This is a genomic window from Mesorhizobium sp. SEMIA396, assembly GCF_024518615.1.
In the GTDB taxonomy this organism is placed as follows: domain Bacteria; phylum Pseudomonadota; class Alphaproteobacteria; order Rhizobiales; family Rhizobiaceae; genus Mesorhizobium.
In genome coordinates this window covers 147,562-171,305 of sequence record NZ_JANIFC010000008.1, presented here as the reverse complement: position 1 = coordinate 171,305, position 23,744 = coordinate 147,562, and the positions used below count along the sequence as shown (strand labels likewise).

Genomic DNA, 23,744 nt, shown 5'->3' with positions numbered 1-23,744 from the left:
ATAGCGCGAGATGCGTACGCGCCATCCAGCCGATCCCCGCGTCAGCGCCGGCATTGTCGCGCTTGCCGCGATCGCGCTGCTGATCGGCGGCGCGTTTGCCGGCCTGCTTTTCGAGGGCGCCCACGATTTCTCGGGCGCCTGGGCAGCCTTCGATCCCTATCTGCTTCGCGTCATTCGCTTCACGCTCTGGCAAGCGGCGCTCTCGACGCTGCTTTCGGCCATCCCGGCGCTGTTCGTGGCGCGGGCTCTGTCGCGACATCCACGTTTCTTCGGCCGCGCCTTCATCCTGCAGATCTTCGCCGTGCCGTTGGCGCTGCCGGCTATTGTCGCAGCGCTCGGCATTCTGGCGCTTTATGGCCGTGCCGGCTATTTCGCCGGCGTGCTTGCCCTGATCGGCGGCGGAAGCTGGCCGGGTATCTATGGCCTGTCCGGCATCCTCGTCGCCCATGTCTTCTTCAACCTGCCGCTGGCGACGCGGCTGTTCCTCGAGGCGCTGCAGACCATACCGGCCGACCAATGGCGGTTGGCGAGCCAACTCGGCATGGCGGCGCGGCCGGCGTTCCGGCTGATCGAATGGCCAACGCTGCGCGCCGCATTGCCCGGCGTCGCCGGGCTTGTGTTCATGCTCTGCATCACATCCTTCACGATCGTGCTGACGCTCGGCGGCGGGCCGGCCGCGACGACGCTGGAGGTCGGCATCTACCAGGCGCTGCGCTTTGATTTCGATCCCGCGCGGGCCGTTACACTGACGCTGTTGCAGATTGCCCTGACCTTTATCGTTGTGCTGGCCCTGACGCGCCTGGGCGCCAATGTGGTCGGCGACACCAATTTGCCGGTCGCGCAACGTCGGTATCTCTCAGTCCATCGGAGCGAGACCTGGTTGAACGCGCTACTCATCATCCTGGCGCTGCTGTTCGTCGTTGGGCCGATGGCGGCAACCGTGATGGCCGGGTTGGGTGCGGATCTCGGCCGGTTGGCCGGTGAGGCCACTGTCCGGCAGGCAACGCTGACCAGCGTGGTGCTGGCCTTCCTGTCGGCACTGCTCTCGGTGATGCTGTCGCTGGCGCTGACCATGGCGCGGCGGGCACTGGCGCTGAACCGCCGTGCCGGCGCAAAGACACTGCTCGAACACGCTGCCGATACAGGCGCCGGCTTTGTCCTTGTCGTGCCGCCGATCGTCGTCGGCGCCGGCTGGTTCCTGTTGCTGCGCCATGCCGGCGATGTCTTTGCCATCGCCCCGGTCATGGTCGTCACCGTCAACGCGGTGATGGCGATGCCATTCGCCCTGCGCGCCGTGCGTCCCGCCTATGATGCGGCGAGCGAGCGTCACGAACGGCTCTGCGCACAGCTCGGCATTGCGGGCTGGAACCGGCTGATGCTGGTCGACTGGCCGTCGCTGCGGCGCCCGCTCGCCACGGCCTTCGCTTTCGCCATGGCGCTGTCGCTGGGCGATCTCGGTGTCATTGCCCTGTTCGGCAGTGATTCCGTGCAGACATTGCCCTACCTTCTTCTGGCACGGATGGGCAGCTACCGCACCGAGGATGCCGCCGGCCTGGCACTGCTGCTCGGCCTCGTCTGTCTCGCGTTGATCGTGGCGGCGCACTGGCTGGGAAGGGAGAAGGTCCGCGATGCGTGAGAGGGCGGCCAGCAGGCTCGAGAAGGGCGCGCCGGTGCGGCTGGACAAGGTGTCGTTCAGTTATGGTGAGGTGCCACTTGTCTTCGACGTCGAGTTCGCCACGGCGAAGATCACCGCCATCATGGGTCCGAGCGGTTCGGGCAAGTCGACGCTGCTCAATCTGGTCGCCGGCTTCGAGACCCCACAGTCGGGCCGCGTGCTGATCGGCGGGGCCGATGTCAGCGCCGAGCCGGCCTCGGCGCGGCCGGTGTCGATGGTGTTCCAGGAGAACAATCTCTTCGCGCATCTTTCCGTCGAGCAGAATGTCGGGCTCGGTCGCTCGCCCTCCCTGGGACTGACCGAGGCGGACCGCGCCGCGGTCGCCGAGGCGCTTGCGCGCACCGGTCTCGCGGGCAAGGAGAAACGCCTGCCGCGCGAGCTCTCCGGGGGCGAACGCCAGCGCGTCGCACTGGCCCGCGTGCTGGTGCGCGACCGACCGGTGTTGCTGCTCGACGAGCCATTCGCTTCGCTCGGACCCGCTTTGCGCGACGAGATGCTGAATCTGGTTGCTGCCGTTCATGCCGAACGCGCCATGACGGTGCTATTTGTCACCCACCAGCCCGAGGATGCACGCCGCATCGGCGAGCACATGGTGTTTGTCGACAATGGGTTGGTGGCCGCAACCGGCAAGGCTGATGATTTCTTTACCGGGGCTGGTCCGGAGGCGTTCCGGCGCTATATCGGCGCGGGTGCTGGATATTCCACATCACGCGATGTTGCCCGGAAGCGGACATAATTTACGGTCAAACCGGCTCCAGGCGATGTGGCGTTTGCTTGCCATGACCGGGGGAGTGTGGCTAGGTCGCCCTACCGGTCCGGCACAGGCCGTGATTTGCCTGCAGTATCCGCCGCCCGCCCTAAGGGACGGGCAACGGATGCAGCAGCAGTTTGAGATAGCGCATGACACGTTCCGAAGATCGCCCCCGATTTTCGTGGTCATGCGCCGGGACCCGAAAGGAAGCCGTTCTGGCGATCGGCGCTAACACATTGGGAATGAAACCGCTGGCGCGTTTTCTCGCGCTGGCCGGTTTTGCCGTGGCGTTGGCAAGCTGCCAGATGTTCACGCCGCCGGAAGTTCAGGAATCCGGCTTCCAGCCTTCCGACAAGCCGATCACAGTGGACAATGTCGGCGCCAACAACAAGCTCGCCGAATTGGCCAAGGCGCAGCACCCGCGCATCCTGGCGACTTACGGCGGTGAATATTCCGACCCCAAGCTCGAGCGAATGGTCGCCAAGGTGGTCGGTAGTTTGACGGTGGTGTCCGCCAACCCGACACAGACCTATCGCATCACCATTCTAAATTCGCCCAACGTCAACGCATTCGCGCTGCCGGGCGGTTATCTCTACATCACCCGCGGCCTCCTGGCGCTGGCCAATGATTCGGCCGAGCTTGCCGCTGTCATCGCGCATGAGATGGGCCACGTCACTGCCAATCACGGCCTGCAGCGCCAACAGCTCGAGGCAGAGGAAGGCCTGGCGACCAAGGTGGTTTCCGATGTGCTCGGCGACAGCCCGACCGCCAAGGCGGCGTTGATCCGCGGCAAGCTGAGGCTGGCGCAATTTTCGCGCAACCAGGAGCTGGAAGCCGACGCCATCGGCATCAAGTCGATCGGCGAGGCCGGCTACGATCCTTTCGCCGCAGGCCGCTTCCTTCAATCGATGTCGGCCTATACCGATTTCCGCTCGATCAGCGGCGCCACCGACGCCAGCCTGGACTTCCTGGCCACGCACCCCAACACGCCGCAGCGCATCGATCTGGCGCAGCGCCATGCTCGCCAGTTCGGCGCGCCGGGCGTCGGCACGCGCGACCGCGATTCCTTCCTCGCCGGCATAGACGGCCTGCTCTATGGCGACACGCCTGAGGAAGGCTATGTGCGCGGCGAAACCTTCCTGCACCCGGGCCTTGGCGTGTCGTTCACGGTGCCGGACGGCTTCATCATCGACAATTCGGCGGCAGCGGTGACGGCCACCGGCCCCGGCGACATAGCGATCCGTTTCGATGGCGTCTCTATCGACAAGAACCGGGCGCTGACGGACTATATCCGCAGCGGCTGGGTGGCTGGTCTCGTCGACAGCAGCGTCAAGCAGGAAACCATCAACGGCAATGAGGCGGCGACCGCGCATGCCGGCGCCGAAGGCTGGCAATTCGACATAGCGGTGATCCGCGCTGGCGGCCAAGTCTACCGGCTGCTGACCGCGGCCCCTTCCGCCAGCACGTCTCTGGACACGATCGCCCGTTCGGTAAGCGGCTCGTTCCGGATTCTGAGTGCTGCCGAAAAGGCGGCGCTGAAGCCGCTGCACATCCGCGTCGTCACCGTCCAGCCTGGGCAGACGATGGGTTCGCTTTCGGCGCAGATGGTCGGCGTTGACCGCAAGCTCGACCTGTTCCGCGTCCTCAACGCGCTGTCGCCCGGTGCCGCGGTTTCGGCCGGCGACAAGGTCAAGATCGTCACCGACAAGTAGGCGCCGCTGGACGCCTGCCGCCGTTCAGGCGGCAGTCGCCATGAACTCCGGATTCTGCTTCACCAATGCGACCTTGAGCTTTTCCATGGCGCGGGCCTCGATCTGGCGGACGCGTTCCTTGGAGATGCCGAGGGTTTCGCCGAGCGCTTCGAGTGTCGCGCCCTCGTCGTTCAGCCGCCGTTCCTCGATGATCCTCAGCTCCCGTGCGTTGAGCGCGCGAAGCGCCTCCCTCAGCCAGAGCGAGCGGCGCGCGACATCGATCTTGTCGCCGACGATCTCGTCGGGCAGCGGATCGTCCGAAATCAGGAAATCCATGCGCTCGGTCGAACCCGCATCGTCGGCAATAGGCATGTTGAGCGAGGAGTCGGGCGCCGAGAGCCGCGAATCCATCATCGCCACATCGGCTTCGGAGACGCCAAGCGCCTCCGACACTTCGCGATAGAGCGTGGCGTTGGAGAGCGGCTCCGTGCCATTCGCCAACCGCGCGCGCAGGCGTCGCAGGTTGAAGAACAGCGCCTTCTGAGCCGAGCTGGTGCCACCACGCACGATAGACCAGTTGCGCAGGATATAGTCCTGCATCGAGGCGCGGATCCACCATGTCGCATAGGTCGAGAACCGCACCTCGCGCTCCGGCTCGAAGCGGGCGGCGGCCTCGAGCAATCCGACATGACCCTCCTGGACCAGATCGCCGAGCGGCAGGCCGTAATGGCGGAACTTGGAGGCCATGGAAATGACCAGCCGCATATGGGCGACGGTGATTGAGTGCAGCGCGTTCTGGTCGTTGTCCTCTTTCCAGAGCAATGCAAGCCGATGCTCTTCGTCACGCTCGAGGTAGGGAGCCTTCATTGCCGCGCGGACCATGATCCGTCCTGCCGTGTCTTCCATCATGAGGCGCTCCCTGGGTGGTGCGAATGACTTTGCAAAGTTGGCTGCCGCCCGGGTTGAAATGCCGGCGTCGTGCCCTAGAACAGCCAGAACTGCCATGCGCGGGAAAGGTTCCGCGACCGCGGCGGCGCGATTGTGTTGCCTGAAGGATTCTCAGAAGGTCTGAGATGGCAGCGATCACGAGTGGAAAGTGCCGTTTAGAGAATATGGTTTCATAAACCCGCCGTTTTTGAAATCCTGTTCCTTATTTTTTCGGCTTGCATCTGTCAGTTTCCAGCGCTCACAAATATGCCGGCCAGCCGGCCAAGGACGGGATCACAGAAAAATGAAATGGCTCAAGTCGCTCATTATCGCCGGAACGCTGCAGGCCCTGGCTGTCGCTTCAGGTCATGCCGGCCCCAATCTCGACCAGATCAAGCACGCCGGTGTCATCAAGATCGGCACGGAAGGCACCTATGCGCCGTTCACCTACCATGACACGTCCGGTGCACTGGTCGGCTTCGACGTCGAAATCGCCAAGGCGATTGCCGAGAAGCTTGGTGTCCAGGCCGAATTCCTCGAAGGCAAGTGGGATGGACTGATCGCCGGCCTCGACGCCAATCGCTACGACGCCGTCATCAATCAGGTGGGCATCACCGATGCCCGCAAAGCCAAGTACGACTTCTCCGATCCCTACATCGCCTCCAAGGCGGTGCTGATCGTGCGCGGCGACAACACCGACATCAAGAGCTTCGCCGATCTCAAGGGCAAGAAGTCGGCGCAGTCGTTGACCTCGAATTTCGGCAAGCTGGCCGAAACGAACGGCGCTGAACTGGTCGGCACCGATGGCTTCGACCAGTCGATCCAGCTGCTTCTGACCGGCCGCGCCGACGCCACGATCAATGACAGCCTGTCGTTCCTCGACTTCAAGAAGCACAAGCCCGACGCCAATGTGAAGATTGCCGCGCAAGAGGAAAACGCCGACTATTCCGGCGTCATCGTGCGCAAGGGCGATCCGGAGCTGGTCGCCGCGATCAACAAGGCGCTGGCCGACATCAAGGCCGACGGCACCTATAAGAAGATCGCCGACACCTATTTCGGCCAGGATGTTTCGAAGTAATCTACGAGGCGAGCCGCTCCGCGGCCATGAGACACATAGAGCGGCGAGCCGTCTTTGACGGCCCGCCGCTTTTGTCGTGATATGGCAGACGCATTCTCGCCTTGACCAAGCTGCTTCGACCAATCTGGAGGGTCATACGTGCCGCACTGGCTGCAACTGATGCTGGAGTCGCTGCCTTCGCTGCTGTGGGCGGCGCTGATCTTCACCGTGCCGCTGACGCTGTTGTCCTTCGCCTTGGGGCTGGCCGTTGGGTTGGGTGCTGCACTCGCCCGGCTGTTCGGCCCCAAGCCGCTGGTCGCGCTTGTGCGCTTCTATGTCTGGATCTTCCGGGGTACGCCACTTTTGGTGCAGCTGTTCCTCATCTTCTACGGCCTGCCGTCGGTCGGCATCCTGCTCGACGCCTTCACGGCGGCGTTGATCGGATTCACGCTCAACATCGGCGCCTACACGTCGGAAATCATCCGCGCGGCAATAGGCTCGGTGCCGAAAGGCCAGTGGGAAGCCGCCTATTCGATCGGCATGACCTGGGGCCAGGCGATGCGGCGTACCATTCTGCCGCAAGCCGGCCGGGTCGCGGTGCCGCCGCTCTCCAACACCTTCATCTCGCTGGTCAAGGACACGTCGCTGGCCGCCGCCATCACCGTGCCGGAGATGTTCCAGGCGGCGCAGCGCATCGTCGCCACCACCTATGAGCCGCTGATCCTCTATGTCGAGGCGGCGATCCTCTATTTGGCGCTGAGTTCGGTGCTGTCGGCCTTGCAGACGCGGTTGGAGACCCGGCTCAACCGCTATGGCGGCTTCCTGGAGGCGCGCTCATGATCGGCCTCAGCAACATCGAAAAGCGCTTCGGCGACAATCTCGTGTTGAAGGGCGTGACGGTCACCATTGCCGAAGGCAGCGTCACGGCGCTGGTCGGTCCGTCGGGCGGGGGAAAGAGCACCCTGCTGCGCTGTATCAACCTCCTGGAGATCCCGACCTCGGGCACGGTGCGCATTGGCGACGAGACGCTCGAATTCCACCCCGGCGGCAGGGTTCCGGCCAGGGATATCCAGCGCCTGCGGCTGCAGACTGGCATGGTGTTCCAGAACTTCCAGCTGTTTCCGCATCGCACTGCGATCGAGAACGTCATGGAAGGGCTGGTGACGGTGTTGAAATGGTCGCCTGAGAGGGCACGCGAGCGGGCACTGGCTCTGCTGGAGAAGGTCGGGATGGTGCACAAGGCAGACGCCTGGCCAGCGACGCTGTCGGGCGGCCAACAACAGCGCGTGGCGATCGCCCGCGCTTTGGCGCCGTCGCCGAAAGTGCTGCTCTGCGACGAGCCGACCTCGGCGCTCGACCCGGAACTGGCGCAAGAGGTGGTCGAGGTGCTTGGCAAGCTCGCCAGCGAAGGCACGACCATGGTGATGGCGACGCATGATCTGCGCCTCGCCTCCAAGATCGCCCAGGAAGTGGTGTTCCTCGATGCCGGCGTCGTCGTCGAGAAGGGGCCGGCCGCGGTGCTGTTCAACAATCCGCAGCAGCAACGGACGAAGCGGTTCATCGCAACGCTGAAGCAGGAGGCTGAGAAGGAAGGCGGCGGCGCGTAAGAGCGCGGCCCAGAGTGTGTTGAATTCGGGTGATGGCCCAAAAGGGGCGCCGGTTTCCGGGATATCTTGCCGTGCGCGAGCAGGCCGTCAGCCGCCCTCCGGCATACTGGCCCTTGCTGCCGGCAGCCGCTAAAATTTCACCGTCGGCTCTCCCCTGACGCCGCGGCTTTTCATTTGCAGGTTCAGATATGATGGCTGACGAGCGCCACGCCAAGTCCGATGAGGATCGAACCGCATGTCTTGGGGATCACCCATCCGGCGCCGCCGCCGGTGAACCGGCCAACGGCGAGCGAGGCGATGCCGACCGCCGCCAGGTCGGCCATCGAGAAGATAAGATTGACGACGATGCCGAGGATGAGGAATTGCAACCCTACGGCAATGGCGGCTGACGGATCCACGAACTGCGGCAGGAAGGTCAGGAAGAACAGTGCTGTCTTGGGATTGAGGATCTCGACGACCATGCTGTCGCGGAATGTGTTCGGGGCCGGCCTGGCACCGTCCTCGCCCATCCGGTTCCAGCCCAGGAACATGGCAAGGCCCAGCGAAATGAGATATGTGGCGCCCGCCAATCGGATCATCGAGAAAGCGACCGGCGCGTGTTCCATCAGTGCGGCGAGTCCGACCGCCGCGGCCAGGATGTGCACGTAACAGCCGAGATGAACACCCAGTGCCGCCATCAATCCCGCCTGACGGCCATGGGCCAGCGTCTGCGCGGTCATGTAGAGAATCGCCGGCCCTGGCATGCAGGCGAAGGCGAGCGTTGCGAGGGCGAACGGAATCCAAAGATCCAGCGACGGCATGACGGCTCCTCCCATGTGATCAAGCCGTGGGAGGAGTAGGCTGGGGGTCAGGCCGAAAACATACGGCAGATGCCGTATTTGGATCGTGATCGGGCTTGGCTAATCTGCCGATGGTTAAGGGGACGTTGCCGAGCGGCTGCGATGTCAGCCGGCGGGCAATCCCAGACGAACCGCGTAGGCGGTCAGTTCGGCGGTGTTGTGGAGATTGAGCTTGCCCATCAGGTTTTCGCGATGCTTGCGAGCGGTCGGCAGGCTGATACCCAGCCGTTCGGCGATGTCGCGCGTGATCATGCCTTGCGCCACCAGTTGAAGGATCTGCCGTTCGCGCCGCGTCAGCGGCACCGGGGAGAGGATTTCCTGTGCGGCTATCGGCTCGCTGCCCCTGCCCATATCGCTGACGGCGAAGCGAACGGTTTTCGCCAGATAGGTGCCCCCCTTCTTGACCGCTTCGATGGCGGCGCCGAGTTCCTCGGGATCGCCGTCCTTGGTCAGGTAGGCGTTGGCGCCGGCACTGAGCGCGGCGCGCACCGTCCTCGGCTCGATATTGGCCGTCAGCACTACGATGCGCAGGTGTGGCGCCAAGGTCCTGATGGTGGCGATGAACTGCATCCCGGCGACGCCTGGCATGCCGAGGTCGAGGATCAAAAGGTCGGCGCGCGTGCTTCGCAGTTGGCCAAGCAGCGCCTCGCCATCCGCAGCCTCGGCGACGACCGAGACATTGTCCATCGCCGAGATGAGCAGCTTCAGCCCCTCGCGCACGATGGCATGGTCGTCGGCGAGTATGGCGGTGAGCGGGCGATTCATCAGGGCACCATCCAGGACTGCAGCGGCGTATATGGATCAATCGCCAACTTATGCGAAACAGGTTGCCGGTAGATCAACGGTACCGGGGAAGACCGCCCGGAGAATACTTGGGGCAATTGGGGGGATTCGATGCAGGAAGACAAGATACGCCAGGCCCTGATCGGACTCCTGTATCGCAATTCCTACGGCGTGGTCATCTCCAACATCGTGATCTCGATGGCGGCGGTCTATGTGCTGAGAACGGCCGTTTCCACCCATTGGCTGATCGGCTGGCTAGCGGCGCTGTATCTGCTGACGGCTATCCGGGTGCTGGCGTCGCGCCGTTTTTTCAGCCGCGCCCGGGATCGCCACTCGATCTTGCGCTGGGCATGGCTGGCGACGGCATTTTCCTGCATGTCAGGCCTTCTGTGGGGTGTGCTTGGCTGGGTCGGATTCATGCCCGAGGCGCCGATCGTGCTGTCCTTCACGGTCATCGTCCTGACTGGTCTCGTCTGCGGCACCGTGCCGTCTCTGTCGGCCTTTCCGCCGGCGCTGGTTGGTTCCATCCTGGCAACGGTGGTGCCGGTCGCCCTGCGCTGCCTGACCACCCAAAGCGATATTTCCGGCGCCTTCCTGTTCCTGCTCGCGTCGCTGGTGGCGATCAATTTCTACTACTGCCGTATCACCTACCGCATGCTGCGCGAAACCGTCAGCCTGCGACTGGAGAACGAAACGCTGGTCGAGCATCTGCAAGAGGAACGTGACAGGGCGCAGACCGCCGACCGTGCCAAGACGCGTTTTCTGGCGGCGGCGAGTCACGATCTGCGCCAACCGATCCATGCCCTGAGCCTGCTGGTCTCGACGCTTGCCGTTTTGGGGCAGCGCGGCGACGTACCCTCCGGCGAGGCGCGCGACCTGGCCAGCCGGGCGAAATCGGTTGTCAGCAACTTCAGTGGGCTGCTCAACGCTTTGCTCGATATCTCCCGGCTCGATGCGGGCATCGTCACGGTCGCGAGCGAGGCGGTGCCGCTGCGCGACCTCTTTGGTGATCTTCGCAATGAATTCGCCGCCGAGGCGAAACAGCGCGGACTTACGTGGCGCGTGGTCGACAGCGGCCTCTGCGTCGACAGCGACCCGATGATGCTGAAGCGCATTCTCAACAACCTGGTGTCGAATGCCTTTCGCTACACCAAGCAAGGTGGTGTCCTGTTGGGCTGTCGCCGGCGCGGCGCATGTGTGGAGATACAGGTCCTCGACAGCGGCCCCGGCATCCCCGCCGATCAGCAGGGGATGGTCTTCGAGGAGTTCGTGCAGTTGCAGAACCCGGCGCGGGACCGCACGCAAGGCCTGGGACTCGGGCTCGCCATCGTTCGCCGCACCGCCGACCTGTTGGGGCACCCGCTGAAATTGGCTTCGACGTCCGGACGCGGTTCCCTGTTTTCCATCACCGTCGCGAAGGCCGGCGCGGTGCAAGCTCGCTTAGAGGTCGACACGACATCGCCGGCCAGCAGTGCCGCCGGCATCATGGTGGTCGAGGATGAGGGCGACGTTCTCGATGCCATGGTGCGCTTGCTCAACCTGGAGGGACATCGTGTCTATCCCGGCCGCTCCGCCGCAGAGGCACGGAAGGCCCATGCGGCGGCGCTGGCTGCCGGCGATGCGCCGGTCGACCTGATCATCGCAGACTACCGTCTCGAGAATGACACCACCGGCACCGACGCGATCCGTGCGCTTCACGCCCATATCGGCCGCGTTGTCCCGACCATCATCATCACCGGCGATACCTCGCCTTCGCGCCTCAAGGAGATCAGCGCCAGCGGCAGCCGCATCCTGCACAAGCCGATCGCCGACGAGGAATTGCGCGAAACCATTGCTGCGGCCTGCTTTGCTGGCAAGGCGACAAGTGGGGACACACGTTAAACGAAAATGCGCGCTGGACGGCACCACGGTTCGGCGCGCCGGCAAGCCGCGATGCAGCACGCTGGTGCGCAGTACATCATCAACATCGAAGCTGCCGCCCAAAAGCAAAAGAGGCCCCGGTCAAACCGGAGCCTCCAATCGTTTCAGGCAGGATCTCTCGAAAAGGCGAGAAGGATCAGGCAGCTTCTTCCTGCTCGGCCTCTTCATTGTCGGCCTTGGCGCCACGCTTAGGGCCCTTGTTGAGGTTGACCTCGATCAAGCGCACGGCTTCGGTTTCCGACATGCGGTTGACGGCCGCGATCTCGCGGGCCATGCGGTCGAGCGCCGCCTCATAGAGCTGGCGCTCGGAATAGGACTGCTCCGGCTGGTTGTCGGCGCGGTAGAGGTCGCGCACGACTTCCGAGATCGAGATCAGGTCGCCCGAATTGATCTTCGCATCATATTCCTGGGCGCGGCGCGACCACATGGTGCGCTTGACGCGGGCGCGGCCCTGCACGACCTTCAGCGCGCGCTCGACATAATCCTCCTCCGACAGCTTGCGCATGCCGATGGAGGTCGCCTTGGCGACCGGCACCTTCAGGCGCATCTTGTCCTTCGAAAAGTCGATGACGAACAGTTCCAGCTTGTGTCCAGCAACTTCCTGCTCGTCGATCGAGACGATCTGGCCGACGCCGTGCGCCGGGTAGACGATGTACTCGCCGGTCTTGAAACCGTGACGCGCAGCGGTGGACTTCTTCTGCGGGGTGATCGTTGCCATTACGCCCTGAACTCCTTGTTGTGGCACCGGCGTCCTGCCGGTCCGAACTCGCGCGATCGGGGAAGCCGATCGTTAGCCGCACAACAGATGAACCCATCGGAAAGGCCGGACCGGCAAACCGCAACATCGCGACCGCCTGGCCCAGATCGCTCTGGTCCGAATGGGATTTTCACCTTTCAGTGATTTGGGGCGTCTGCGCCATAAATCGACGTTGTGTCACCGGCATGTTTCGCTGATGTAACACAAAAAGTCGGAAGAATCAAGGTTTTGCTGCATACGCGAAGGCCACAGGTCAGCGCCGGCTGTCAAGCCGGTTAATGTGACGTGCCTCTTACCCAGCGTAATACCGGCCTTTGCGGCCGTGTTGTCAATCGCCTTCGCCGGGCTCGGCCGAGAAGTATTTCTCAAACTTGCCGGCCTCGCCGTCGAAGGATTTGGCGTCTCCCGGCGGTTCCTTCTTGGCGGTGATGTTGGGCCATTTCTCGGCGTATTCGGTGTTGACCTGCAGCCATTTGTCGAGGCCGGGTTCGGTGTCCGGCTTGATTGCGTCGGCCGGGCATTCCGGCTCGCAAACGCCGCAGTCGATGCACTCGTCGGGGTGGATGACGAGCATGTTCTCGCCTTCGTAGAAACAGTCGACCGGACAGACTTCGATGCAGTCCATGTATTTGCATTTGATGCAATTGTCGGTCACGACATAGGTCATCGGTCGGCTCCGGGACGTCCCATTTTGTTGGGCTTTTTCCGTCAGGTAACGCCTTTGTCGACCGCTTGCAAGGGTAGCCATTGCGGACGGTGCCGGTGTTTCCGGAATGGAATTCCAGACTGCAGGCCCGGCGGAAGTCAGTCATGTCCCGCAGAGCGTCTGTTTGCCGGGCTCAGTTCTCGCCTCAGGCGTGCCGTTGTCCCAGAACCACTGCGTGTTTTTGGACGCCAGGCATCAATCTTCGCCGAGCAATCGGTCGGTCTGGCGACGTTCCTTCTTGGTCGGGCGGCCGCTGCCGGCCTCGCGCAGCCCCGGAATTGCATCGGGAGGGGCTTCGCCCTTCGGTGCGGGCGGTGGCGACATATCCTCGTAGAGCGTCCGGGCCTCCTCGGCCGGGCCGCGCCGTGCACCGGCGCCGAGCACCTTCCAGATGAAGATGCGACGCTCGAGCGTGATGGTCAGGACGTCGCCTGGCTTGACTTGGTCGGAGGCCTGCGCTGCTTTGTCGCGATTGATGCGGACCCGGCCGGCGACGACCAACTTCGCCGCCAGCGAGCGCGATTTCACGGCGCGGGAGAAGAACAGCCATTTGTCGATGCGCTGGCGGCCTTCGGCAACCATCGAAGCGAGCCGGGTTCTACTTCTTCAGCTGGTCGCGGAGAGCGGCGAGCTTGGCGAAGGGCGAATCCGGATCGAAACGCACCGGACGCTCCTCGCGCGGCTTCGGCTGGAAGGCCGGCTTGCCGCCTTGCGGACCACCTTTGCCATCAGGCCTGCCACCCTTCCAGTCGGGACGGCCTTCGCGGCGGTCGGGACGTTCGCCCTGCGGCCTGCCATCACGTCGCTGTTCGCCTTCGGCCTGCGGCTTGGGCTTGAATTTCGAGCGGTCGAAGCGCGGCTTGCCGGCTCCATCGCGCCGTCCTTCATGGGCCGGGCGTTCTCCGGGTGCAGCAGCGGCCGGTGCGCCGGCGGCATCCGCAGGCGCATCGCTTCGGCCGCGCGCTTGTCCGTTGCGCGGGCGATTGTTCCTGCGGTTGTCATCGCGGTTGCGCGGGCGCTGTTCGAAGCGGCCCTGACGCCACAACAGGATGGGTTTTGGTGCTTCGGCTTCCGGCGCGGGTTCGCCGACAGCTGCTTCAGTCACCGCCACAGGTTCGTCCGGCGCGGCGTCCGTTGCGGGCGCGGCATTTGCCGCCAGGTCGGCCGTTGCGGCTTCTTCTGCCGCTGCGGCTTCAGTCTCGGCAGCTTCAGCCTCTGCCTGCGGTTCAGCCGGTGCCGGTTCAGCAGCAGCCTCGGCAACAGGCGCTTCGTCTTGCACGGTTTCGACCGGAGCGTCCGCCTGTTCTTCCACGGCAGGCGAAGCAGGTTCCGCCGCGGCGTCGGAGGTGATTTCGGCGGGAATTTCGGCCGCGGTTTCCGAAACGGCCACTGCGTCCGATGCCGCCTCCGACTCTTCGACGGCTGCCTCTGCTGCGGCATCCGTTGCCGCGGCTTCGGCCGATTTGGCCTGCTCGGCTCGTTCAGCTTCTTCCGTCGCCAGTTTCGCCACCGCCGCTTCGCGGGCGGCGTTGTCCTGCGCTTCGAGCCGCGCCTTGACCTCGACGGCCGGCTTAGGCTCGGCACGATAGCCGAGACCCTTGAGAATTTCTTCCATGTCGTCCGCGGTGGCGCCGAGGATCGACATCATCGGCGGCGTCACCATGAAGGACTGGCCGTCATAGGCGCCGTCCGGGCGCTGGCCGAGGCCGGGCTTCCAGTTGGTCGCCGGACGGATCAGATCCGCCAACCGTTCCAGTATGTCGATGCGCACGGCGCGACGGCCGAGATTGCGGTAGCCGGCAAGCTTATAGAACGTCTTGTCGAAAGCAGGGTCGATCACCACCGAGGTGCGACCCGAGGCGAGCGCATGGACCACGTCGCCAAAACCCGGCTTGTCCTTGCCGTCGTTCTTCAGCGCCCACAACAGCGTCACCAGTCCGGCAGGCGCCGGCTTGATCAGCGCCGGCACGAAGACATGGTAGGCGCCGAAGCGCACGCCAAGCCGGCGAAGGGTGGCGCGGCCTTCCTGGTCGAGCGACTTCATCTCCTCGGCGATGTCGCGGCGGTTGATGAGGCCGAAATTCTCGACCAGCTGGAAGGCGATGCCGCGGCCGATGCCGGAAATCTGGTCGGCGTTTTTCAAGTCGACCAGTGGCTTCAGCAGCGACTCGATCTGGAAATTGACGAAACGCTCGGCACGCGCGGCAACCTTGTCGCGCGCCGGGCCGGTCAGTTGTTCGTCGGCCAGCAGCACCAACCGCGGCTTCAGCGCGTCTTCGCCTGATACAAGCGTGCCGATCGGCGCGCCGATCCAGCGCAGCGTGCCGTCCGAGCCGAGCGCGATGTCGCCATTGGCGCAGGCGCCGAAGCGTTCGGCGCGCGATTCGAACTCGGCGGCCAGCGCCTTCTGGGCAGCGGTGCGCACCGCCTTGGCGTCTTCGCCGCCGGCGGTCTGGTCGGCGGTGAAGCGGAACCCTTGCAACTCGCCGACATGGTGGCCTTCGACAAGGACGGTTCCGGTAGGGCTAATTTCGGCTTCAGGCATGGTATTTTCTCTAAGGCGCCGCATGAGGACGGAAGTCCTGCGGTCTACGAAGCGTTTCGTCAACCGCTCATGCAGCGCATCCGACAATCTGTCTTCGATTTCGCGCGTCTTTTCCTGCCAGTGTGCCTGATCGGCCAGCCAGCCGGGCCGGTTCGACACGAATGTCCAGGTGCGGATCTGGGCTATGCGATGCGACAGCGTGTCAATGTCGCCCTCGGTGGTGTCGGCGCGGCGCACCTGCTCGGCCATGTAATTCTCGTCGACATGGCCGTGGCGTGCGAGGTCCGTGTAGATCGAGGCAATGAGGTCGGCATGCTGCGCCGGCGCGATCCTGCGGTAGTCGGGCAGCGCGCAGGCTTCCCACAGCAGCGCCACGCGCTTGGCATTGGTGGTGAGCGCGCGGATGTCTTCGTCGCGCGACAGATGCTCGAGCGCCTGTGCGTCGACGGCAGGCAATGCCCGCGTCAGTCCCTCGACCGGAGCGTTGGTCTCGATCGAGCGCTTCAGCGCGTCGAGGCTGGCAAAGTCGAAATGCGCGGTGCGCCACTGCAGCACCTTCACCGGATCGAAATCGTGGCCTTCGATCTTCTTGATCAGCTCTTCGTCGAGCGGGTCGACCTGGCCGGTGACACCGAAGGTGCCGTCACGCAGATGCCGGCCGGCGCGGCCGGCGATCTGGCCGAGCTCGGCCGCGGTCAGGTTGCGGTACTGGAAGCCATCGAACTTGCGGTTCTGGGCGAAGGCGACGTGGTCGAGATCGAGATTGAGACCCATGCCGATTGCGTCGGTAGCGATGAGGTAGTCGACATCGCCGGACTGGAACAGCGCCACCTGGGCGTTGCGGGTGCGCGGCGAGAGCGCGCCGAGCACGACGGCGGCACCGCCCTGCTGGCGGCGGATCAACTCGGCGATGGCGTAGACCTCGTCGGCGGAGAAGGCGACGATCGCCGTGCGCCGCGGCAGGCGGGTCAGCTTCTTGGAACCGGCATAGGCAAGATGCGACAGCCTCGGCCGCGTCACCACCGAGACACCCCTCAGCAGGCGCTGCAGGATGCCATGCATGGTGGCAGCACCCAGCAGCAGCGTTTCCTGACGGCCGCGAAGGTGCAGGATGCGATCGGTGAAGATGTGGCCGCGCTCGAGGTCACCGGCGAGCTGCACCTCGTCGATGGCGACAAAGGCGGCGTCGGTCTCGCGCGGCATGGCCTCGACGGTGCAGACCGAATATCTGGCGCCCGGCGGCTGGATCTTTTCCTCGCCGGTGATCAGCGCAACCTTGTGGGCGCCGACCTTTTCGCAGACGCGGGCGTAGACCTCGCGCGCCAGAAGTCTGAGCGGCAGGCCGATGATCCCACTCTCATGCGCCACCATGCGCTCGATGGCGAGATGGGTCTTGCCGGTGTTGGTCGGCCCGAGCACGGCGGTCACGTCGCGGCCCGACAGGATCAGCGGCTCTGTGTGTTTGGGCTGGATGTTCATCAACCTAGAATAAGGCTTCTGGGACCTGGAAATAAGGCTTCTGGCCTCTGGTTGTCGGGAGCGTGCCTCAAATGGCGCGTATGACAGGCGACACATAGGGATTTCGGGCGCGAAGCGAAAGCGGAATGTTCCGCCGGCGGCGAGAAGGTGGTTTTGTCAAGCTTCCAATCGGCTGCGGATTAACGGATAGAACGAGTCTGGAACGAATCGGCGACGAATCAGTGACTCCTGCAGATTCAGCTTTTGTTCACGGCTACATGTGGATTTCGCGGCCGCGAGTCGCACCACATGCTGAATCGCTGAACTGGCCCGTTTCATGCTAAGAGGGTGTTGCCGTTAACCTTTGCCTGGAAACAATCACGGCGGCTAGGCGCGCCTCAACCAACATGATGAAATTGTTGATCTTTCTTAACCTGCGTTAAGCAGTTGGGCAGACGATTCCGGCTGTCGTCGTTAACGTTCGGCTCATAGCCGGAACGAATCGGCGACGAATCAGCGATGGCGCGATTTTCCCGATTTGTTCACCCCAATATCTTGTGTTGTGAACAGCTTATCCACCGAGAATCCACAGGTTACGAAGCAGCTTTCGCACAGGGCGGCGGGTGGCTGTTAACCTCTGCGTGCCGAATTGGGTCAGCTACGGTCGCGAGCACGTCAAAGGGACCGTGCCGGAAACGGGCCGGTGTGCCGGCCCGTCGATCTCCTACATCGCCACGTCGTCAGGCGAAGTATTGGCCGCCATTGGCCGTGATGGTCGAGCCGGTGATGAAGCCGGCATCTTCGGATGCGAGGAAGACGACGCAGCGCGCGATCTCTTCCGGTTCGCCGAGGCGGCCGACGGGGATTTGTGGGATGATGCGGTCGTTGAGCACCCTCTCGTCAATCGCCTTGACCATCTCGGTGGCGATGTAGCCAGGGCAGATGACGTTGACGGTGATGCCGGCGCGTGCTCCCTCTTGAGCGAGAGCCTTGCTGAAACCGATGTCGCCGGCCTTGGCGGCGGAATAGTTGACCTGGCCGGCCTGGCCCTTCTGGCCGTTGATCGAGGAAATGGTGATGACGCGGCCGAACTTGCGGTCGCGCATGCCGCTCCACAGCGGATGCGTCATGTTGAAGACGCCGGACAGGTTGGTGTCGATGACCTCTTTCCACTGCTCGCGCGTGATCTTGTGGAACATGGCGTCGCGGGTGATGCCGGCATTGTTGACCAGCACCGAGACCGGGCCGAGATCGGCCTCGACCTGCTTGATGCCGGCGGCGCAGGAATCATAGTCGGCGACCGACCATTTGTAGACCGGAATGCCGGTCTCGGCCTTGAATTTCGCCGCTGCGGCGTCATTGCCGGCATAGTTCGCGGCAACCGAATAGCCGACGGTCTTCAATGCGATCGAGATCGCCGCGCCGATGCCGCGCGATCCGCCTGTGACGATTGCTACCTTGGTCATGCGTGTTCCCTCCCTTTGGTCGGGAGAGCGAATAGGGAGTAGCGAATAGCGAGTAGGGATCTACGTCCCGTCGCGCTGACGCAATTCTTCCCTATTGACTACTCCCTATTTGCTACTCACTTCTTTTTCAGAGTGCTTCGATGCACATGGCGACGCCCATGCCGCCGCCGATGCACAAGGTGGCGAGGCCTTTCTTGGCGCCGCGCCGGCGCATTTCGAAGACCAGCGTGTTGAAGACGCGGGCGCCGGACGCACCGATCGGGTGGCCGATGGCGATGGCGCCGCCATTGACGTTGACGATCGAGGGATCCCAGCCCATGTCCTTGTTGACGGCGCAGGCCTGTGCCGCAAAGGCCTCGTTGGCCTCGACCAGGTCGAGATCGCCGACCGACCAGCCGGCCTTTTCCAAGGCCTTGCGCGATGCTGGGATCGGGCCGGTGCCCATAATCTGCGGATCGACGCCGGCGGTTGCCCAGGACACGATGCGTGCCAGCGGGGTGATGCCGCGCCTCACCGCTTCCGCCTCGCTCATCAGCAGCGCGCCGGCGGCACCGTCATTGATGCCGGAGGCGTTGGCGGCGGTCACCGTGCCGTCCTTGTCGAAAGCCGGTTTCAGCTTGGTCATGGCGTCGATCGTGGCGCCGTGGCGAATGTATTCGTCCTGGTCGACGATGGTGTCGCCCTTCTTGCCCTTGATGGTGACGGCGACGATCTCGTCCTTGAACTTGCCGGCCTTCTGCGCGGCCTCGGCCTTGTTTTGCGAGGCGAGCGCGAACTGGTCCTGGTCTTCGCGGGTGATCTGGAACTGACGCGCGACGTTTTCGGCGGTGTTGCCCATGTGATAGCCGTTGAAGGCGTCCCACAGCCCGTCCTTGATCATGGTGTCGATCAGCTTGAAGTCGCCCATCTTGACGCCGGCGCGCAGGTGCTGGGCATGCGTCGAAAGCGACATCGATTCTTGGCCGCCGGCGATGATCACCTTGGCGTCGCCGATGGCGATCTGCTGCATGCCGAGCGCAATGGCACGCAGGCCCGAGCCGCAAACCTGATTGAGGCCCCAGGCTGTGGTTTCCTTGGGCAGGCCGGCATTGATCGATGCCTGGCGGGCCGGGTTCTGGCCTTGCGCGGCGGTCAGCACCTGGCCGAGGATGACCTCGTCGACCTCGCCTGGTTCGACACCGGCACGCGACAGCAATTCCCTGATGACGACGGCGCCGAGTTCATGCGCAGGGGTGGCGGCGAAGGCGCCGTTGAAGGAGCCGACCGGCGTGCGCGCCGCACTGGCAATGACGATGGAAGCGGACATTTTCTTCTCCAGACTTCAAGGGTGTTGCTCTGTCGTTGGGGACTTTTCTTGCCCTTTCCCAACCCCAAGTCAAACCGGAAATGGGCATGGCGCCCATGCGCCGCAAGCAGGCCGTGCCTTGCCAGGGCGACCATTCGTCCATTGCTGCGCAGCATATTTTGCCTGCTATGCAGCATTTAGTGATCCCGCACTGCACAAACTGCTTGGAATTGTGAAGCTTTTGCGCATATCCTCAAAAAAAAGGCACAATCGTTATCGGCGGCTTGCTCAGAGGCGCGCCGGTGTCCCCGGGAGGATGTAGATGGCCGCTAAAGACGATCCGATCATCATCAAGAAATACGCCAATCGCCGCCTCTACAACACCGGCACCAGCACCTATGTGACGCTCGAGGACCTCGCCGAGATGGTCAAGAAGGGCGAGGAGTTCACCGTCCAGGACGCCAAGACCGGCGACGACATCACGCATCCGGTGCTGACACAGATCATCTTCGAACTGGAGAACAAGGACGGGCAGAACATGCTGCCGATCCCGTTCCTGCGCCAGCTCATCGCTTATTACGGCGACCAGATGCAGATGATCGTGCCGAGCTTCCTCGAACAGTCGATGCTTGCCTTTTCCAAGGAGCAGGAGCGCTTTCGCGAGCAGATGAAGGGGGCGATCGGCAAGTCGCCGCTCGACATGATGAAGATCACCACGCCGATCAAGGCGCTGGAGGAACAGACACGCCGCAACATGGAAATGTTCCAGAATGCGATGCGGCTGTTCACGCCGTTCCCGCCCGCCGGCACCGCGCCAGCCGCCGCGCCATCGCCCGAGCCGGCCAGGAAGGAAACGTCAGAAAAACCCGACGATCTTCAGGAACTGAAGGACCAGATCGCGGCCATGCAGCGCAAGCTCGACACGATGTCCTGAGCGCTTGGCGCTCTTGCAACCCTACACCAGCACGCCCTCATAGCGGCCGCGCGGCCTGATGACACTTCCGCTTGTGATCTGTTCGACCGTGTGCTCGGCCCAGCCGACGCTGCGTGCGAGCGCAAACAGGCGAAACGGCGCATCGCGCGGCAAGCCGAGGCTGCGCGTCAGCGCTGCCAGCCCAAAGTCGATATTGGGAAGCGCGCCGGTCGCCGCAAGGGCAGCATCGCGCAGCGAAGATAGTGTGCCGTCAACCTCGATCACCGACAGAAGCGCCGCCCCTCGGGGATCGCCGTCAGGATAGAGCTGATGACCGAACCCCGGCAATGGCCGGTCGTGGCTGAGCCAGCGCCGGATCGTCGCATCGGCGCCATGTCGGGCCGCATCCTCGGCCAGTTGCATCACCGCCTCGCCGGCACCGCCATGGCGAGGGCCTGACAGCGTCGCGAGCCCGGCCAGCAGGCAAGCGGCCAGCGGCGCGCCGGTCGAGGCTGCGACGCGCGCGGCGAAGGTCGACGCATTCAGTTCATGATCGGCAAGCAGGACAAGCGCGCGGCGGATCGCATTGGCGCCGCCGGCGTCCACCGACCAGGCCTGCGCCAGCCGCTGATGGACGGGATCTGGTCCTGCCGGTGCGCCCAGCGCGGCGACCAGCACGCCGACAGCGTGCGCGGCATCGGCATGCAGCGAGGCCCGGTTGCGCCCAAGCGACGGGCGCCCTTGGCCGGCAAGCACGGCAAGTTGCGCAAAAGCCGAGGCCCGGCCGGCTTGATGGGGCACATCCGGCGACGGTGCTTCGAAAGCCACCGGTTCCGGCAGAGCCCAGAGAATGGCGGCGGCTTCTTCCAGTGTGGCGTGCCCGGAGAGCACTGCGGCGTCCTGCCCGCGATAGATGAGCCGACCGTGCGAGACGGTCGAAATCGCCGTTGCGATTGAGGGTTCGCCCCAGGCAATGGCGCTTTCAGCGATGACTGATGGGCTCCGTCCGCGCGCCCGGCGGGTCGCCAGTGCGGCGATATCGTCGGCGCGGTACTGGCTGCGGCGCGGATCGGCGCGGTCGGGCCGCATGCCGATGCGCCCACGGCTGACATAGGCGTACAGCGTCTGCGCCCGCACCTTGAGGCGCTCAAGCGCCTCTTCCCGGGACAACCACTCGGACATATCGAGCCCTGATATTGATTCTATTGATCAAGATTGATGGAAACGTTGCCCATCTCTATCTCCGATCCGGAAATGCTTCAAGGAGACAGGCTATGGCGAATGGGCTCGATGACGTGGTGGCGGCGGAAACCGTGCTTTCCGATGTGGATGGTCTTGGTGGCCGTCTGACGATCCGAGGTCATTCGCTGCCGGAGCTGGCCGGCCGCTTGAACTATGCCCAGGTGATGCGGCTGCTGCTCGACGGCTTCTTCGACGACCTTCCCGATGAGGCGCAACTGACGCGGGCACTGGGCCAGGCACGCGCTGAGGTGTTCGAACGGCTCTTGCCCTCGCTGCCCCTGCTGGCGTCGCTCGATGTTTACAGCGCCATGCGCGCCGGCATGGCGCTGCTGCCGGACGGCGAGACCTTGACCGATGCCTTGCTGCTCATCGCAGCGCCCGCCGTGCTGACGCCGGCCCTGCTGCGCCTGCAGCGCGGCGAGCAGCCGATCGCGCCGGACAGCCGCGCCGATCATGCCGCCGACATGCTGAGGATGCTGAGCGGCAGCGTCGCCTCGACGGCGCTGGCGAAGGCGCTCGATACCTATCTCGTGACCGTCTGCGATCATGGCCTCAATGCGTCGACCTTTGCGACGCGCGTGGTGGCCTCGACGCAGGCCGGCCTGACATCCTCCGTGCTGGCCGGGCTCGGCGCGCTAAAGGGGCCGCTGCATGGCGGGGCGCCCGGTCCGGTGATCGAGATGCTGGATGCGATCCAGGCGCATGGCGATGCCGCCGGCTGGCTTCGCGACGAGATCTCGCACGGCAGGCGCATCATGGGTTTCGGGCACCGCATCTACCGTGTGCGCGATCCGCGCGCCGATGTGCTGAAGGCCGTCGTGCGGCAACTCGGCGGCGAGGGCGAAACCGGCCGCCGGCTGGCATTCGCGGAGACAGTGGAACAGGTAGCGCTCGACGTGCTGCGGATCGCCAAGCCGTCGCGCTCGCTGCAGACCAATGTCGAGTTCTACACCGCGCTGCTGTTGGAGGCGGCGGGCTTTCCGCCACAAACCTTCAGCAATGTCTTTGCCGCTGGGCGCGTCGCCGGCTGGATCGCGCATGCGCGCGAACAGCAGACGACCGGGCGGCTGATCCGCCCGCAGTCGCACTATGTCGGGCCGGTGCCGGAGCTGGCTGCCTGAGGCTTATCGGCGCCTGGCGAGCGACCGGCGATCCAAACGATATCCTCCTGGTGAGCGGCCGTGTGGCCGCTCATGACGAAAATTTCATCTCCTCAAAAATTCTGGCCGCTGTTATTGCGTCGCATTGAGCATATATGCTGCAGTGCAACATAAGCTCGCTCTTGCCGCAACCAGAGGACTCCGCCCTTGGCCGCCAGAAAAACCGCAGTCATCACCGGCTCCACATCGGGCATTGGCCTGGCCATCGCCCAGGCGTTGGCGGCCGAAGGCCATAATGTCGTCGTCAACTCTTTCTCCGACACGGCCGCCGACCACGCCATCACTGATGCGATCGCCAAACACCACGGGGTGAAAACCGCCTACATCAAGGCGGACATGTCGAAACCGGCGGAATGCCGGGCGCTTGTCGCCAAGGCGGCTGAGACATTCGGATCGGTCGATATCCTCGTCAACAATGCCGGCATCCAGCATGTCGCGCCGGTTGAGGACTTTCCGATCGAGAAATGGGACGCCATCATCGCCATCAACCTGTCGTCGGCGTTCCACACCATTGCAGCCGCGATCCCGCTGATGAAGGAGGCCGGCGGTGGCCGGATCGTCAACATCGCCTCGGCGCACGGCCTGGTCGCGTCGCCGTTCAAATCGGCCTATGTCTCGGCGAAGCATGGCATCATGGGTTTGACCAAGACCGTTGCACTCGAACTGGCGCGTGAAAAAATTACCTGCAACGCCATCTGCCCCGGATATGTGCTGACGCCGCTGGTCGAGGCGCAGATCCCCGACCAGATGAAAGCCCATCAGATGGATCGCGAGACCGTCATCCGTGAGGTCATGCTGGACAAGCAGCCGACCAAGGAATTCGTCACGGTGGAGCAGATCGCGGCAGCGGCGGTGTTCCTGTGCTCGGACGCGGCAGCGCAGGTCAACGGCACGCATCTCTCGGTCGATGGCGGCTGGACCGCCGCGTGAGGCGCAAAATCTTCTCATCTATCCAAAACGAA

20 protein-coding genes are annotated in these 23,744 nt (G+C 64.0%); 10 read left to right on the top strand and 10 right to left on the bottom strand.

Annotated elements, in window-relative coordinates; all coding sequences use genetic code 11:
- Positions 1–10: 10 nt before the first annotated feature.
- The 3 genes from thiP (at position 11) to NP503_RS20165 (ending at position 4,138) form a co-directional block, all read left to right on the top strand.
- Positions 11–1,636 (top strand): thiamine/thiamine pyrophosphate ABC transporter permease, encoded by a 1,626-nt coding sequence (gene thiP, locus NP503_RS20175; protein WP_127270156.1) that lies wholly within the window; start codon positions 11–13, stop codon positions 1,634–1,636.
- The gene (gene thiQ, locus NP503_RS20170; protein WP_127267250.1) at positions 1,629–2,411 is read left to right on the top strand and encodes a thiamine ABC transporter ATP-binding protein; all 783 of its coding nucleotides are present in this window, start codon (positions 1,629–1,631) and stop codon (positions 2,409–2,411) included. Before thiP ends, thiQ begins: the two co-directional genes overlap by 8 nt.
- A gap of 257 nt (positions 2,412–2,668) precedes the next feature.
- The gene (locus tag NP503_RS20165) at positions 2,669–4,138 is read left to right on the top strand and encodes a M48 family metalloprotease (protein ID WP_127267258.1); all 1,470 of its coding nucleotides are present in this window, start codon (positions 2,669–2,671) and stop codon (positions 4,136–4,138) included.
- A gap of 24 nt (positions 4,139–4,162) precedes the next feature.
- Here the strand turns inward: NP503_RS20165 and NP503_RS20160 are convergent, their stop codons facing one another.
- Positions 4,163–5,026: an RNA polymerase factor sigma-32 gene (locus NP503_RS20160; RefSeq protein ID WP_023814301.1), complete on the bottom strand. Its 864-nt coding sequence runs from the start codon at positions 5,024–5,026 to the stop codon at positions 4,163–4,165.
- A 322-nt stretch (positions 5,027–5,348) separates the two neighbouring features.
- On the opposite strand from NP503_RS20160, the gene NP503_RS20155 reads away from it, so the two are divergent.
- From NP503_RS20155 to NP503_RS20145, 3 genes are all read left to right on the top strand, one after another.
- Complete coding sequence (locus tag NP503_RS20155; RefSeq protein ID WP_127267251.1) at positions 5,349–6,122, top strand: amino acid ABC transporter substrate-binding protein; 774 nt, start codon at positions 5,349–5,351, stop codon at positions 6,120–6,122.
- Between the two features lie 138 nt (positions 6,123–6,260).
- Positions 6,261–6,941, top strand: coding sequence for an amino acid ABC transporter permease (locus NP503_RS20150; protein WP_127267252.1), 681 nt, complete (start codon positions 6,261–6,263; stop codon positions 6,939–6,941).
- A complete protein-coding gene (locus NP503_RS20145) occupies positions 6,938–7,708 on the top strand; it encodes an amino acid ABC transporter ATP-binding protein (RefSeq protein ID WP_127267253.1) in 771 nt (256 codons plus the stop codon). Before NP503_RS20150 ends, NP503_RS20145 begins: the two co-directional genes overlap by 4 nt.
- A gap of 182 nt (positions 7,709–7,890) precedes the next feature.
- Here NP503_RS20145 and NP503_RS20140 read toward each other — a convergent pair whose 3' ends face one another.
- Entirely contained in the window at positions 7,891–8,508 is a 618-nt protein-coding gene (locus NP503_RS20140; RefSeq protein WP_127267254.1) for a LysE family translocator, read from the bottom strand.
- 144 nt (positions 8,509–8,652) lie between these two features.
- Entirely contained in the window at positions 8,653–9,312 is a 660-nt protein-coding gene (locus NP503_RS20135; RefSeq protein ID WP_127267255.1) for a response regulator transcription factor, read from the bottom strand.
- 129 nt (positions 9,313–9,441) lie between these two features.
- Between NP503_RS20135 and NP503_RS20130 the strand changes: the two genes are divergently transcribed.
- A complete protein-coding gene (locus NP503_RS20130; protein ID WP_127267256.1) occupies positions 9,442–11,211 on the top strand; it encodes an ATP-binding protein in 1,770 nt (589 codons plus the stop codon).
- Between the two features lie 175 nt (positions 11,212–11,386).
- Here NP503_RS20130 and NP503_RS20125 read toward each other — a convergent pair whose 3' ends face one another.
- From NP503_RS20125 to NP503_RS20100, 6 genes are all read right to left on the bottom strand, one after another.
- Positions 11,387–11,968: a CarD family transcriptional regulator gene (locus NP503_RS20125; protein WP_013529179.1), complete on the bottom strand. Its 582-nt coding sequence runs from the start codon at positions 11,966–11,968 to the stop codon at positions 11,387–11,389.
- A 367-nt stretch (positions 11,969–12,335) separates the two neighbouring features.
- Positions 12,336–12,674, bottom strand: coding sequence for a ferredoxin FdxA (fdxA, locus tag NP503_RS20120; protein ID WP_127267257.1), 339 nt, complete (start codon positions 12,672–12,674; stop codon positions 12,336–12,338).
- A gap of 234 nt (positions 12,675–12,908) precedes the next feature.
- Positions 12,909–13,295: an RNA-binding S4 domain-containing protein gene (locus NP503_RS20115; RefSeq protein ID WP_023814308.1), complete on the bottom strand. Its 387-nt coding sequence runs from the start codon at positions 13,293–13,295 to the stop codon at positions 12,909–12,911.
- Positions 13,296–13,311: 16 nt separating this feature from the next.
- Positions 13,312–16,737, bottom strand: a complete 3,426-nt coding sequence (locus NP503_RS20110) for a helicase-related protein (RefSeq protein ID WP_127270158.1) — start codon at positions 16,735–16,737, stop codon at positions 13,312–13,314.
- A gap of 719 nt (positions 16,738–17,456) precedes the next feature.
- Entirely contained in the window at positions 17,457–18,182 is a 726-nt protein-coding gene (gene phbB / locus NP503_RS20105) for an acetoacetyl-CoA reductase (RefSeq protein WP_023814310.1), read from the bottom strand.
- Between the two features lie 127 nt (positions 18,183–18,309).
- On the bottom strand, positions 18,310–19,488 hold the full coding sequence (locus tag NP503_RS20100) for an acetyl-CoA C-acetyltransferase (protein ID WP_127270160.1): 1,179 nt from the start codon (positions 19,486–19,488) through the stop codon (positions 18,310–18,312).
- Between the two features lie 301 nt (positions 19,489–19,789).
- Between NP503_RS20100 and phaR the strand changes: the two genes are divergently transcribed.
- Positions 19,790–20,401: a polyhydroxyalkanoate synthesis repressor PhaR gene (phaR, locus tag NP503_RS20095; protein ID WP_027037157.1), complete on the top strand. Its 612-nt coding sequence runs from the start codon at positions 19,790–19,792 to the stop codon at positions 20,399–20,401.
- A gap of 21 nt (positions 20,402–20,422) precedes the next feature.
- Here the strand turns inward: phaR and NP503_RS20090 are convergent, their stop codons facing one another.
- Entirely contained in the window at positions 20,423–21,562 is a 1,140-nt protein-coding gene (locus tag NP503_RS20090) for a citrate synthase (RefSeq protein ID WP_127270162.1), read from the bottom strand.
- Positions 21,563–21,654: 92 nt separating this feature from the next.
- On the opposite strand from NP503_RS20090, the gene NP503_RS20085 reads away from it, so the two are divergent.
- On the top strand, positions 21,655–22,743 hold the full coding sequence (locus tag NP503_RS20085; protein ID WP_127270164.1) for a citrate synthase/methylcitrate synthase: 1,089 nt from the start codon (positions 21,655–21,657) through the stop codon (positions 22,741–22,743).
- A gap of 186 nt (positions 22,744–22,929) precedes the next feature.
- On the top strand, positions 22,930–23,712 hold the full coding sequence (locus NP503_RS20080; protein WP_127270166.1) for a 3-hydroxybutyrate dehydrogenase: 783 nt from the start codon (positions 22,930–22,932) through the stop codon (positions 23,710–23,712).
- The last annotated feature ends 32 nt before the right edge of the window (positions 23,713–23,744 follow it).